We start from the raw sequence: 13199 nt of genomic DNA, 5'->3' as shown, positions 1-13199 counted from the left end.
TCAAATCAGAACTACGTTCGAAACGCGAGGAGCGGGCGTGACCAGCGATAGCCGCGCAAACGGCGTCCGGCTGACATTACTGACGCACCCGGCGACCGAGTCGCTCGTCACGTCCACGTTCCCGCACGACGACCCCCTCCTGCCGGCCGGCCTCCGTGCGGCCAAGGACGCCGCCGCCCGGCTGACCGCCTACCGGTCGGCCGGCTGGCGCTGCGGCCCGGCGCTGCGTTGCCGGCAGACGGTCGCCGCGCTCGGCGCGACCGACGTCTCGATCGACGACGCCCTCGACGAGTGCGACTTCGGCTCCTGGCGCGGCCGCACGATCGACGAGCTGGCCGCCGCCGACCCGTCCGGGCTGGAGGCCTGGCTCACCGACCCCGACGCGGCCCCCCACGGCGGCGAGTCGGTGCGGGACCTGCTGTACCGAGCCACCAAGTGGCTGGACGAGGTGGGCACCGGCCCGGTCCGAACCGTCGGCGTGACGCACGCCGCGATGGTGAAAGCGGTGCTGGTAGTGGCCCTGTCCGCGCCGCCGGCGGCGTTCTGGCGCCTGGACGTCGCTCCGCTGACCCGCACCGACCTGTCGGGCCGCCCCGGGAGCTGGACCGTCCGCCGCACCGCCGAACGCCTCGCCCCGGCCCCGGCCCCGGCCCCGGCCCCGGAGTAGCGGGCGGTCGACGGCGTCAGACGCTCAGAAGTGCCCGTAGCGCGATCGTGCCGCCCACGCCGCAGATTCCCACGCCGGTGAGTAGCGGGAGCCGGGTGAGGACCCGGGCGGCGAGGCCCCGGCCCGCGCGGTCGGTGACGAGCCGTACGACCCGCCGGCCCGCGTATCGGACGAGCAGACCGGCGGCGGCGAGGGTGACGGCCATGCCCACGCCGAAGGCGAGCACGAGGATCACGCCGAACCAGGCCCGGTGTGCGGCGACCGCGCCGAGGAACACGATCAGCGCCGACGGGCTGGGCAGCAAGCCGCCCGCGAGCCCCGTCGCCACCAGCGGCAGCCGCCCGGGCAGCCGACGCCTACGGCTCTCCCCGCCGTGCGAATGGCCGAGCGCGTGCCCCTCCCCGTGCGAATGGCCGTGCGCGTGCCCCCCGCCGTGCGAATCCCCGTGCGAATCCCTGTGCGAATCCCCGTGCGCATGGCCGTGCGCATGGCCGTGCGCATGGCCGTGCGCATGGCCGTGGGACCCGCGCAGGCCTCGGAGCAGAGCCACGCCCACCACGAGGATCACGACGCCGCTGGCGGCGGACAGCCACGGCATCACCGCCGCGGGGGCGACGGCCGCTCCGGCCGTGACCAGCACCCCCAGCGTCACGACTCCGCCGGTGTGGGCGACCGTCACCCCGGCTCCGATCGCGAACGCGGCCCGGACCGGGTGCGCGTCAGCCGACTCGCCCCGCGCGAGGAGCGAGAACGCCATCAGCGTCTTGCCGTGCCCCGGGGCAATCGCGTGGGTGGCGCCGAGCGCGATCGCCGCCAGCACGGCCAGCGCGGCGAACCACGGCGTCGTGTGCGAGTCCAGGAGGGCCGTGAACGCCTCGGTGAGTCGATCGGTCGCGGGCAACCAGGTGCCCCCACCCCCGGCGGTGGTCGTGGGCACCCGGGCCGCCGCGCCGCCCGGGCGCGCCTCGAACGTGACCTCGCGCTGGTCCAGCGGTGACGACAGCGCGTCGGTCGGGTACCGCGTCAGACGTTGGCTCACGCTCTCCGAGCGCAGCCCGGTGCCGGCGATCGTCGTGCGATCTCCGATGACCGTGATCTCCCGCCAGCCCGGCCGGTCCGCTCCCCCGGCGTCCACGAACGAGAAATCCGTTCCGGCGGAAGACGCACCCGCCAACGGGCATTCGAGCCGGAGCACCGGCAAACCGGCCCGTCCCTTGCCCACCGTGGCGCCCGGGACGCCGCTCACGCCGACCGGAACGACCCGGCCGTCCACCGTCAGCCGCAACGACGACGCCGCGGATCCGCACGCGCCCCGGCTCCAACGAACCAGCTCCTCCGCGCTCATCGCGCCGTCGCCGTTCGCGTCGATCGACGGCTGCGCCTGTGCCGTCGGAATCTCGGCCAGGTCTTCCACGTGATCCACCCGGACCCGATCCGTCCCGACGATCACCCCGTCGTACCGGGAAGCAGTCAGGTCGCCCAACGGATGCGCCGACGCCGGCGTCCCGATCAGCAGTACCCCGAACACCACGGCGAGCCCCGCCAGTAGCCCGGCCCGGGCGCTCATCGCAGACCCGCCAGCGTCGTGCGGGCGACCGGCGCGTCCAGCGGCGAGAAGTGCGGGTCGAGCGCCAACGCGCGGCCCAGCCACTCCCGTGCCCCGGCCGGGTGGCCGGCGGCCTTCTCGACCATGCCCCGGTGGAACAGCAGGCGCGCGTCCCGCGTGCCCAGGCGTGTCGCGGCCCGGACGTACGGCAGCGCCTCCACCGGACGCCCGGCCCGGTACAGCGCCCAGCCGAGGGCGTCGGCGACGTAGATGCTCTTCCGCTTCGCCCACTCGGCCCGGCCCGACTCCATCGCCGACGCCGCCCGGCCGTGATCGGCCTCGAACAGCGTCACCTCCGGGCCGTCGGCCACGCCGGCCGACCGCGACAGCGCCACGGCCGCCCGGACCACCGCGTACTGCTGCGACGCCCCGGCCCGGTCACCCGACGCCTCGAGCAGTTCGCCGAGCTCGGTCGCGTACTGCGGCAGCGGCAGTCGGGCGACGATCGAGCGGTAGATCCGGACCGCACCGGCCCGATCCCCGCGTGCCTCGAGCACCCGTGCCTGCCCGGCGCGCGCCGGGAGGTGGGCCGGGTCCGCGGTCAGCGCCGCCCGGTACTGCGCGGATGCCGCCGAGTAGTCCCCCGCCGACCGCGCCAGCTCGCCCAGATGGAACCGGCAGAACGCGATGTCCGCCGGGGCCGCGCCCGGTTCCACTCCCCGGCGCAGCAGGGCCGCGGCCCGCCCGGTGTCACCGGTCAGCTCCGACAGGTACGACAGCCGGCTGAACGTCGGGGTGCCCGGCTTGAGGTCGTCGGCGGCCGTGGCCGCGGCCAGCGCCTCGGGGTAGCGCCCGAGCTCGACGAGCGCGTCGGTCCGGACCGTCTGGGCCCGGGCGCTGTACGGGTTGGCCGCGGCGGCACGGTCGCCGAAGCGCAGTGCACCGGCGAAGTCGTGGCGGGACGCGGCCAGCACCCCGGCCGCGGCCAGCGCGGCGTCGTCGTCCGGGCCGAGGGCCAGCGCGCGGTCGACGGCGGCCTGCGCTTTCGGGTACCACGACGACGCCCCGGTCACCCGGGCCTGTTCGACGTACTCCACCGCCAGCGCCGACCAGGACCGGCCGTCGCGCGGATGGGTACGCAGCCGCTCCTGCAGCGCGGTCACGCACCCGTCGGTGCCGCACTCGCCCGCGACGACGGCCACCGGAGCCGCATCGGCGCGCGGCGGAGCGTCCGCAGAAGGCGTGAACAGCACCGCGGTCGCAAGCGTGAGCCCTGCCGCCACCGGCAGCGCCGCAACGAGAATCCGACGTCGCATCGGAGAAGTCCTTTCCGTCCGGCGGCGGGCCGCCGCGGTTACGGCGGCCCGCCGTGATCAGAAAACGGTCACGAAGCGGAGCGCCGGCGGCGCCAGAGCCAGGCCGCCCCGAAGGCCAGCAGGGCCGCGCCTCCGACCGCGGAACCCAGCGGGATCAGGTCGGTCGACTGCCGCTGCGACGCTTTCGCCGCGGGCGAGGGCACCGGGTCGGCCGAGCCGCCGTCGAGCATCGACGGAGCCGCGGCCGGCGCGGACGACGTCTGCGCCTGCGGGGTCGCAGCCGGAGAGGTCCCGGCCCGCGTCACCGATCCCGCCGCCGGCAGCGCCACGTACGGGAACGACCGCTCGAACGGCGCGTCGTTCGTGTTCACCGCGTCCCCGAGGTCGTTCGGCGACCCGACGAGCTCACCTTCCGCGACCTGGAGCGTGATGTCGACGACGTCGTCGGTCAGCCGTCGCCCGTTCGGGAATCCGGCCTTGTCCCCGTCGAGCACGCCGAGCCGTTTCGGCGACGCGGACGGCGCGATCGACGTGTTCAGCCGCAACTGCTCGCTCGGAGTCACCCGAGCCGGCTGGTTCAGTCCCGGCACGCCGGTCAGGAACGCCTGCACCAGGTCCTTGCGCGGGGTCGCCGGAGCCTTGATCCGGTAGATCTTCTCGAGCAGCCGCGGCACCTCGGGGTTCGTCACGTACCGGAGGAAGGAAGCGTCACCCGACGGCTTGGACGCGTTGAACCGGTCCTTGTCCCTGATCGGTACGACGACCTCGTTCACCAGCGGCATCCCCAGCCGCGAGACCTGGACGTAGTTCCCGGAGGAGTTGCGGCGCGAGGTCGTCGACCAGATCCCCACCACCGGATCCCCACCACGGACGAGCCGCGACTTCGGCAGCTGGATCGCGATCGTGTTCACGTTGTACGGGGCCAGCGTGTCGTTGCCGACCTCGCTCAGGTCGCCGCCGTACAGCACGTCGAAGACCCGCAGGTCGAGGAAGAACGGGTCGTCGGCCTGGCCAGCGAACAGCCTGATGTCACCCGGCTGCGACTTGATCGCCCGGTCGCGCAGCGCGCGATAGTCCGGCATCGACGCCTTGCCCACGTTCGACGGCGCGACCGGCAGGTGATGGGCCAGTTCCTTCTCCCCGGCGATCGATCCGTCGGCGCCCCACCTGATCTCCTCCAACTGGTAGCTCTGCCAGAAGTTGAGGTCGGGATCGGCCAGGCTCGTCACCGGCCCGGTGTTGTGGAGAAACGTGTCCTTACTCGAGTACGTGCTGGTGAACGTCCACCGGTACGTCAGGTCGGGCTTGGCGTCGCCGTTGTTGTCGACGTTGATCTCGTACCGGGCGTCGGTGGCGAACGGATAGAAGTTCGGACCACCGGCCGGCTCTTCGAACGGGATCCAGTTGGCGATCATCGTGACGCTGTCCGGCTTGTCGGGGCTGACGAACGCGTACACGTCGGTGTTGTCGTACTGCGGGAAGCCCGCGATCGTCGGGGCCTCCCGGTGGCTCGACGCGGTCGCGCCGTGCGGCGCGAGCACAGGTATCGCGAGGGCGGTCACGGCCGCGGCTGCGACCGCCGCGGAGAACGTCCGCCGTCGGGGCGGTATGCGGAGCATCTGGCGTCCTTCGGTGCCGAGAGGTACCCGCGAGGGGCAGCGACGCCCCGTGGCGTCGCACCCGGTCTTCGGTACGGCGACGCCCCCGGATGGGGACCTGTCGCTTACTTGACAGATCCAGACCGTCGACGCGCGGTTACCCGGGCCACACTTCGGTCAGGGCTGACCGCAACCGCAATAGCATCCGCGTATGACGGTGCCGTCCGAAAAACTCGCGCTGGCCGCCGGCTTCGAGCCGGCCGATCGGGCGCGCTGGCGGGAGCTCGCACTCGCTGTGCTGCAGAAATCCCGCCGCGCCACCGACGAGACACCGGCCGGCGACGTCGACGATCTGCTCACCACGGTGACGTATGACGGGATCCGGATTTCGCCTCTGTACACCGCGGAGGACGCCACCGAACCGGGCGCGCCGGGCTTCCCGCCGTTCGTCCGGGGCAACCGCCTGCGCGACGCGACGGCCGAAGGCGGCGAGCGCCCCGGTGGCTGGGACGTCCGTCAGCGGCACGCCGACCCGGACGCCACCGCGACGCGAGCCGCGATCGCCGCCGACCTGGAGAACGGCGTCACGTCGCTCTGGCTCGTCCTGGGCGACGCCGGCCTCCCGATCGACGCTCTGCCCGAGGTCCTCACCGACGTCTACCTCGACCTGGCCCCGATCTGCCTGGACGCCGGCCCCGAGACCCCCGCGGCCGCCGAGGCCTTCTTCCACCTGGCCGCGGCGGCGCCCGACGGTGGCGCCGTCGGGAGCAACCTGGGGGCCGACCCGATCGGCCTGCGTGCCCGCACCGGAGCACCCGCCGATCTCTCCGTGCTCACCGCGCTGGCGCAACGAACGACCGGAACCGGCATCAGCGCCGGGCTCGTCGACGCGACCGTGTATCACGAGGCCGGCGGCTCGGACGCGCAGGAGCTCGGGTTCTCGATCGCCACCGGCGTCGCCTACCTGCGGGCGCTGACCGACGCCGGGCTCAGCGTCCGACGGGCGCTGGACGAGCTCGAATTCCGCTACGCGGCCACCGCCGACCAGTTCCTCACGATCGCCAAGTTCCGCGCCGCCCGCCGCCTCTGGGCCCGCGTGGCCGAGGTCAGCGGCGCCGCCGACGTCCCCCAGCGCCAGCACGCCGTCACGAGCAGCGCGATGATGAGCGGCCGCGACCCCTGGGTGAACATGCTCCGCACGACGCTGGCCTGCTTCGGCGCCGGTATCGGCGGCGCGGACGCGGTCACGGTCACCCCGTTCGACGCGGTCCTCGGCCTCCCCGACGCGTTCGCCCGGCGCATCGCCCGCAACACCCAGTCACTGCTGCTGGAGGAGGCCTCCCTCGGCCGGGTGCTCGACCCCGCCGGCGGCTCCTGGTACGTCGAGAGCCTCACCGACGACCTGGCCCGCGTCGCGTGGGACGTCTTCACCGACGTCGAACGCTCCGGCGGCATGCGGACGGCGCTCGAGGACGGCACGGTCGAGGAGTCCCTCGGCGAGGTCCGGGAAAAGCGCCGGAGCAACGTCGCCCACCGGCGTGACCCGCTCACCGGCGTCAGCGAGTTCCCGAACCTCACCGAGAAACTGCCCGTCCGGACGCCGTCCCCGGCGCCGTTGAGCGGCGGGCTGCCCCGCATCCGGTACGGCCAGGACTTCGAGGCGCTGAGGGACGCCTCGGACGCGGCGCCGCAGCGGCCGGCCGTGTTCCTGGCGACGCTCGGCCCGCTGGCCGCGTACACCGCGCGGGCGACGTTCGCCGCGAACCTGTTCCAGGCGGGCGGGATCGAGACGCTGACCGCCGGCCCCGGCCTGAGCCCCGGCGAACTGGCCGACGCGTTCACCGCCAGCGGCGCCGAGATCGCGGTGCTCTGCTCGACCGACGCGATCTACGCGACGGACGGCGAGGCCGCCGCCACGGCACTCGAGAACGCCGGCGCGACCCGGGTCTGGCTCGCCGGCCGGGCGGGCGCTCTGCCCAACGTCCAGAATTACGTGTTCAGCGGGTGCGACGCGGTCGGGGTGCTGACGACGACGCTCGACGACCTAGGGGTAGCGCGATGACGATTCCCGACTTCTCGAACGTCGGGCTGGGAACGCCGGGAGGCGCGACGGCGGACGACTGGCGCGCGGCCGTCACCGACGCGGCGATCTGGGACACGCCGGAAGGCATCCCGGTCAGCCCGCTCTACACCGCGGCCGACACCGCCGACCTGGACTTCCTGAACACCTACCCGGGCATCGCGCCGTACCTCCGCGGTCCGTACCCGACGATGTACGCGACCCAGCCCTGGACGATCCGGCAGTACGCGGGCTTCTCGACCGCAGCGGCGTCGAACGCGTTCTACCGCCGGAACCTGGCCGCCGGGCAGAAGGGCCTCTCGGTCGCGTTCGACCTGGCCACCCACCGCGGCTACGACTCCGACCACCCGCGAGTGGCCGGTGACGTGGGCATGGCCGGGGTGGCGATCGACTCGATCTACGACATGCGCCAACTGTTCGACGGGATTCCGCTCGACCGGATGTCGGTGTCGATGACGATGAACGGCGCGGTCCTGCCGGTGCTCGCGCTCTACATCGTCGCGGCCGAGGAACAGGGTGTCGCCCCGGAGCAGCTGGCCGGCACGATTCAGAACGACATCCTCAAAGAGTTCATGGTCCGCAACACGTACATCTATCCGCCGCAGCCGTCGATGCGGATCATCTCCGACATCTTCGCGTTCACCTCGCAGCGGATGCCGCGCTTCAACTCGATCTCGATCTCGGGTTACCACATCCAGGAGGCCGGAGCGACCGCCGACCTGGAGCTGGCCTACACGCTCGCGGACGGCGTCGAGTACCTGCGGGCCGGCGCGGCGGCCGGGCTCGAGGTCGACAAGTTCGCCCCCCGGCTCAGTTTCTTCTGGGCCATCGGGATGAACTTCTTCATGGAGGTCGCGAAGATGCGGGCGGCCCGCCTGCTCTGGGCGCGCCTCACGAAGGACGCCGGCGCCACCAACCCGAAGTCACAGAGCCTGCGGACGCACTCGCAGACCTCCGGCTGGTCGCTCACCGCGCAGGACGTCTTCAACAACGTGGTGCGCACCTGCGTCGAAGCGATGGCCTCGACGCAGGGCCACACGCAGTCGCTGCACACGAACGCGCTGGACGAGGCGCTCGCGCTGCCGACCGACTTCTCCGCGCGGATCGCCCGGAACACCCAGTTGCTGCTGCAGCACGAGTCCGGCACGACCCGGGTGATCGACCCGTGGGGCGGATCCTCCTACGTCGAACGGCTGACCCACGACCTGGCTCAGCGCGCCTGGGGGCACATCCAGGAGGTCGAGGCGGCCGGTGGGATGGCCCGCGCGATCAACGAGGGTCTCCCGAAGCTGCGGATCGAGGAAGCGGCGGCACGCACCCAGGCCCGGATCGACTCCGGTCGCCAGCCGGTCATCGGCGTCAACCGCTACCGGCCCGACGCCGACGAGCCGATCGAGGTGCTGCGGGTCGACAACGCGTCGGTGCGGCGCGAGCAGCTCGACAAGCTGGAGCGGTTGCGCGCCGACCGGGATCCGGAGGCGGTCGAAGCCGCGCTGGCCGCACTGACCAAGGCCGCGGACGCCGCCGGCCCTGGCCCGGACCAGAACCTGCTGGCACTGGCCGTGGACGCCGCCAGGGCGAAGGCCACGGTCGGCGAGATCTCGGACGCGCTGGAGAAGGTCTACGGGCGGCACGCCGGGCAGATCCGTACGATTTCCGGCGTGTACCGGGATGAGGCGGGTGCGGCCGGGAACGTCGCCGCCGCGCGCGTGGCGACCGCCGACTTCGAACGCGACGAGGGCCGCCAGCCGCGGATCCTCGTCGCCAAGATGGGCCAGGACGGGCACGACCGTGGCCAGAAGGTGATCTCGTCCGCGTTCGCCGACCTCGGCTTCGACGTCGACGTGGGCCCGCTGTTCCAGACCCCGGCCGAGGTCGCGCGGCAGGCCGTGGAGGCCGACGTGCACATCGTCGGGGTGAGCACGCTCGCCGCCGGGCACCTGACGCTGGTCCCGGCGCTGCGCGACGAGCTCGCCGCGCTCGGCCGGGCCGACATCATGATCGTCGTCGGCGGCGTCATCCCTCCGGCCGACGTCGAGCCGTTGGCCTCGTTGGGCGCGTCGGCCGTGTTCCTGCCCGGGACCGTCATCGCCGACGCGGCGCTCGGCCTGCTGGCCGAGCTCCGCTCCCGCCTCGGTCACCCCGATCCGTCGGAGACCGCGCACCCGTGATTTTTTCCTACGCCGCCCGGCGAACCACCGCCCGCGGTGAGACCTCTCGGCGGACCGAGGGATGAGCCGACGTCCGGTCCCGAACGTCGAGGAGTACGCGGCGGGCGTGCTCTCCGGGGAGCGGGCGTGGATCGCCAGGGCCATCACGCTGGTCGAGTCACGCCGGGCCGACCACCGGGTCGCGGCCCAGGAGCTGCTCGTCCGGCTGACCGGCGCGGTCCGGACGCCGGTGCGCCGGGTCGGCGTCACCGGCGTACCCGGCGTCGGCAAGTCGACGTTCATCGACGCGCTGGGCGTCTCGCTGACCTCCGCCGGGCACCGGGTGGCCGTGCTGGCGGTCGACCCGTCGTCGCGGAGGACCGGGGGCTCGATCCTGGGCGACAAGACCCGGATGGCCCGGCTGGCAGTGGACGACAACGCGTTCGTGCGGCCCTCGCCCAGCGCCGGGACGCTCGGCGGCGTCGCGAAGGCCACCCGGGAGGCCATGGTCGTCGTCGAGGCCGCGGGCTACGACGTCGTGCTGGTGGAAACCGTCGGCGTCGGGCAGTCCGAGACCACGGTCGCCGAGATGGTCGACTCGTTCCTGCTGCTGACGCTGGCCCGCACCGGCGACCAGCTCCAGGGCATCAAGAAGGGCGTCCTGGAGCTGGCCGACGTCATCGCGGTGAACAAGGCCGACGGGCCGCACGTCCGGGACGCCCAGAAGGCCGCCCGCGAGCTCGCCGGTGCGCTGCGGCTGCTGCACAGCGAGTGGACGGTCCCGGTACTGACCTGCAGCGCCGCTGACGGCACCGGGCTGACCGAGATCTGGCACCAGATCGTCCACCACCAGGACACCCGCGCCGCGTCCGGGGCCCTGGAAGCACGCAGGCGGGAGCAGCAGGTCCGCTGGGTCTGGACGATGGTGCAGGACCGGCTGCTGGCGTCGCTGCGTGACGATGCCCGGGTCGCCGACGTCGCGGCGAAGGTCGAGCAGCAGGTGGCCGCAGGCACGCTGACGCCCGCGCTGGCCGCGGACGAGATCCTGGACGCGTTCCGGGAACCGTAGGGTTGGCGTGTGCAACTCGAAGCCAGTGCCCTGGAGTTCGTGACCGAGCGACACCTCGCGACGCTCACGACCCTGCGTTCCGACGGGACGCCGCACGTGACGCCGGTCGGTTTCACCTGGGACAGTTCCGCCGGTCTCGCGCGCGTGATCTGTTCCGGGCCGTCGCAGAAGGCGGTCAACGCCCGGACGAGCAAGCGGGCGGCGCTGTGCCAGGTCGAGGGCGGGCGGTGGATCACGCTCGAGGGAACGGTCGAGGTCGTCTCCGACCCGGAGCGGGTCGCGGACGCCGTGCGGCGGTACACCGTCCGCTACCGCCGGCCCCGCGAGAACCCCCTGCGAGTGGCCCTGGAAATCACCGTCGACCGGGTACTCGGCCGCTTTTAGCCCGCGGGCGGGTGGGCGTCACTCGCAGCCGATGCCGTCTCCGTCGCGGTCCAGCGCCGGGCGGTAGCCGGGGTCGCCGCGATGGATGGGGTCGGCGCCGGCGGCGCGGACCGCGTCGCAGTTCTGGTAGTAGACGGCCGGGGGCGCGCTGGTTCGCGGCTTCGGCTTCGGCTTCGGTTTCGGCACGGCGGCGGTCGTGCGGGGGACCGACGGGACGGCCCGCCGGGTGGTCGCGGCCGGGCCGGGCGTCGAGCCCGCCTCGGAATCGTCGGCGTCCGCGCGGACGTCAGTGCCCGGAGCCTGATCGCCGATCAACGGCGCACCGGTGGCGGCGGCCGGTGGCTCGGAGGTGGGCGACTCGCTCGGCGACCCGGTGGTCGCGGCGGCACTCGACGGCTGCGTCGCGGCAGCGCTCGGCGGCTCGGTCGCGGCGACCACCGACGCGCTCGGTGCCGGGTCGGCGCCGCCCGATCCCAGCACACCGGCGATCCCGCACGCTCCGCAGACCAGCGCGAGCACACCACCCGAGACGATCAGAGCCCAGTACGCCGGACGCAACCCGGTGCGTCTGCTGGGAGCTTGCGGTGAAAACGTCACCGCGTGATGTTAGGAAGCGACGACGCACGGTACGCACCACCGAGCGTGCGCTCGCGACGCACCGCGCGGCCGGACCGCGACCCGCCGTCCGCACCGTCCCGTCGCCGGTCGGTCGACCGTTACCGCCGGTCAGACCGTGCTGACCGCCGGTCAGACGGGACCGGCCGGCGGTCGTCCGGGCCGAACGGCTCGACCCGGACGATCCGGTCTACTCCAGCGGGCTCGGGTTGGCGGTCGGCGAGAGCACGGCACCGGCGTTACGCCAGCCGGTCCAGTCACTCGCCACCCGCCCGACCCCCGACTTGGTGTCTCCGAACTCCGCGATCGCCGCGGTCAGCGCCAGCGTCGCGTGCACCTGCGCGAGCGCCGCGTGTGCGGTCATCCAGTCCGGTTCCTTGTCGGTGGCCGACTCGGTCGCGTACTTCTGCGCCTGCAAGTAGTGCTCAGGTCCGTTCACGTCCGGAGGATAGCCCCGTCAAATGGGTATCAAACGGACGCGCGTCGCCTCTTGTTGTAGAAGTCGAACGCCACCGCCGCGAGCAGCACCAGACCCTTGATGAGCTGCTGCCATTCGGTGCCGACGCCCAGGATCGACATCCCGTTGTTCAGGATCCCGATGATCAGACCACCGATGATCGCGCCGGGGATCGTACCGATACCGCCGGTCACCGCCGCGCCACCGATGAACACCGCCGAGATCGCGTCCAGCTCGAACCCGTTACCCGCGCTCGGGTTGGCCAGGTTCAGACCGGCCGTGTAGACGAGACCGGCCAGCGCCGAGATCACGCCCATGTTCACGAACAGCCAGAACGTCACCGACTTGGCCTTGACGCCAGACAGCTGCGCCGCGGCCAGGTTGCCGCCGATCGCGTAGATGTGCCGTCCGAACACCGCCCGGCTCATCACCGCCGTGTATCCCACGACCAGCACACCGAGGATCACCAGCACGATCGGCGTGCCGTCGTAGCTGGCCAGCTGCACGGTGACGAGCAGGATCAGCGCGACCGCGAACCCCTGCTTGGCGACGAACCACCAGATCGGCTCGTCCTCCAGGTTGTACTTGCGACGCTCGATCCGCTGCCGGAACGCCGACCCGACGAGCGCGAGCGCCGCCAGCACACCGAGCACGATCGTCAGCGGTTCGTACCCGCTCGACCCGAACGTCGGCAGGAAGCCCGAACCGAGGTCGCGGAAGCCGTCCGGGAACGGTGCGATCTGCTTGTTGTCGAGCACGATCTGCGCCGCACCGCGGAACGCGAGCATGCCGCCGAGCGTCACGATGAACGCCGGTATGCCGAAGTACGCGATCCAGTAGCCCTGCCAGGCCCCGACCAGCGCCCCCGCGAGCAGGCAGAGCACGACTGCCACCGGCCAGGGCAGGTCCCACTTCGTGATCATCACGCCGGCCAGCGCGCCGATGAACGCGACGACCGACCCCACCGACAAGTCGATGTGCCCGGCGATGATCACCATCACCATGCCGACGGCCAGGATCAGGATGTAGCTGTTCTGGATGATCAGGTTCGAGATGTTGATCGGCTTCAACGTGATGCCGTCGGTCGCGACCTGGAAGAACACGACGATCACGATCAGCGCGATGAACAGGCCGACCTGGCTGAGCTGGCCGGTCAGGTAGCTCAGCACCCCGCCGGACCGCTTCGCGGGAGCGGTCTCGGGCGTCCCCGTCGGCGGAGTCTCCAGTCCCGTGGGGGCGCTCATGACGGCTCCTCGCTGCGCTCGTAGCCGCCATGAGCGCTGGGCGACCCTGCTAGCCGGAGCTCGCGCAAGCGCT

11 protein-coding genes are annotated in these 13199 nt (G+C 72.5%); 5 read left to right on the top strand and 6 right to left on the bottom strand.

What is annotated here, in order from left to right; translation table 11 throughout:
- The first annotated feature begins 37 nt into the window (after positions 1–37).
- A complete protein-coding gene (locus tag ACIBZJ_RS23405) occupies positions 38–667 on the top strand; it encodes a histidine phosphatase family protein (RefSeq protein WP_395932878.1) in 630 nt (209 codons plus the stop codon).
- Between the two features lie 16 nt (positions 668–683).
- Here the strand turns inward: ACIBZJ_RS23405 and ACIBZJ_RS23400 are convergent, their stop codons facing one another.
- The 3 genes from ACIBZJ_RS23400 to ACIBZJ_RS23390 all read right to left on the bottom strand — a co-directional run bounded on the left by ACIBZJ_RS23400 (position 684) and on the right by ACIBZJ_RS23390 (position 5148).
- On the bottom strand, positions 684–2234 hold the full coding sequence (locus ACIBZJ_RS23400) for a sulfite exporter TauE/SafE family protein (protein WP_395932876.1): 1551 nt from the start codon (positions 2232–2234) through the stop codon (positions 684–686).
- A complete protein-coding gene (locus tag ACIBZJ_RS23395; RefSeq protein WP_395932874.1) occupies positions 2231–3529 on the bottom strand; it encodes a tetratricopeptide repeat protein in 1299 nt (432 codons plus the stop codon). The genes ACIBZJ_RS23400 and ACIBZJ_RS23395 overlap by 4 nt, the downstream gene beginning before the upstream one ends.
- Before the next feature lie 68 nt (positions 3530–3597).
- Entirely contained in the window at positions 3598–5148 is a 1551-nt protein-coding gene (locus tag ACIBZJ_RS23390) for a DUF4331 domain-containing protein (RefSeq protein WP_395932872.1), read from the bottom strand.
- Positions 5149–5338: 190 nt separating this feature from the next.
- On the opposite strand from ACIBZJ_RS23390, the gene ACIBZJ_RS23385 reads away from it, so the two are divergent.
- The 4 genes from ACIBZJ_RS23385 (at position 5339) to ACIBZJ_RS23370 (ending at position 10810) form a co-directional block, all read left to right on the top strand.
- Positions 5339–7189 carry a methylmalonyl-CoA mutase family protein gene (locus ACIBZJ_RS23385; protein ID WP_395932870.1) on the top strand — a complete coding sequence of 617 codons (1851 nt, stop codon included), beginning with the start codon at positions 5339–5341 and terminating at the stop codon, positions 7187–7189.
- Positions 7186–9378, top strand: a complete 2193-nt coding sequence (gene scpA, locus ACIBZJ_RS23380) for a methylmalonyl-CoA mutase (protein WP_395932868.1) — start codon at positions 7186–7188, stop codon at positions 9376–9378. Before ACIBZJ_RS23385 ends, scpA begins: the two co-directional genes overlap by 4 nt.
- A 61-nt stretch (positions 9379–9439) precedes the next feature.
- Positions 9440–10426 (top strand): methylmalonyl Co-A mutase-associated GTPase MeaB, encoded by a 987-nt coding sequence (gene meaB, locus ACIBZJ_RS23375; RefSeq protein WP_395932866.1) that lies wholly within the window; start codon positions 9440–9442, stop codon positions 10424–10426.
- A 9-nt stretch (positions 10427–10435) separates the two neighbouring features.
- Entirely contained in the window at positions 10436–10810 is a 375-nt protein-coding gene (locus tag ACIBZJ_RS23370) for a TIGR03618 family F420-dependent PPOX class oxidoreductase (RefSeq protein ID WP_395932864.1), read from the top strand.
- Positions 10811–10828: 18 nt separating this feature from the next.
- On the opposite strand, the gene ACIBZJ_RS23365 is transcribed toward ACIBZJ_RS23370, so the two are convergent.
- From ACIBZJ_RS23365 to mmsB, 3 genes are all read right to left on the bottom strand, one after another.
- Complete coding sequence (locus tag ACIBZJ_RS23365; RefSeq protein WP_395932862.1) at positions 10829–11407, bottom strand: excalibur calcium-binding domain-containing protein; 579 nt, start codon at positions 11405–11407, stop codon at positions 10829–10831.
- Positions 11408–11615: 208 nt separating this feature from the next.
- Positions 11616–11864 (bottom strand): hypothetical protein, encoded by a 249-nt coding sequence (locus ACIBZJ_RS23360; protein ID WP_395932860.1) that lies wholly within the window; start codon positions 11862–11864, stop codon positions 11616–11618.
- Between the two features lie 29 nt (positions 11865–11893).
- Positions 11894–13126 carry a multiple monosaccharide ABC transporter permease gene (gene mmsB / locus ACIBZJ_RS23355; RefSeq protein WP_395932858.1) on the bottom strand — a complete coding sequence of 411 codons (1233 nt, stop codon included), beginning with the start codon at positions 13124–13126 and terminating at the stop codon, positions 11894–11896.
- Positions 13127–13199 lie beyond the last annotated feature (73 nt).

Origin of the sequence: Cryptosporangium sp. NPDC051539 (assembly GCF_044454545.1) — a bacterium.
GTDB lineage: Bacteria > Actinomycetota > Actinomycetes > Mycobacteriales > Cryptosporangiaceae > Cryptosporangium.
This window is presented reverse-complemented; position numbering and strand designations above follow the sequence as displayed.

Bases quoted from the DNA above. Each gene is read 5' to 3' on its own strand.
- ACIBZJ_RS23400 (WP_395932876.1), bottom strand. From the start codon at position 2,234: ATGAGCGCCCGGGCCGGGCTACTGGCGGGGCTCGCCGTGGTGTTCGGG.
- ACIBZJ_RS23395 (WP_395932874.1), bottom strand. From the start codon at position 3,529: ATGCGACGTCGGATTCTCGTTGCGGCGCTGCCGGTGGCGGCAGGGCTC.
- ACIBZJ_RS23390 (WP_395932872.1), bottom strand. From the start codon at position 5,148: ATGCTCCGCATACCGCCCCGACGGCGGACGTTCTCCGCGGCGGTCGCA.
- ACIBZJ_RS23385 (WP_395932870.1), top strand. From the start codon at position 5,339: ATGACGGTGCCGTCCGAAAAACTCGCGCTGGCCGCCGGCTTCGAGCCG.
- scpA (WP_395932868.1), top strand. From the start codon at position 7,186: ATGACGATTCCCGACTTCTCGAACGTCGGGCTGGGAACGCCGGGAGGC.
- meaB (WP_395932866.1), top strand. From the start codon at position 9,440: ATGAGCCGACGTCCGGTCCCGAACGTCGAGGAGTACGCGGCGGGCGTG.
- mmsB (WP_395932858.1), bottom strand. From the start codon at position 13,126: ATGAGCGCCCCCACGGGACTGGAGACTCCGCCGACGGGGACGCCCGAG.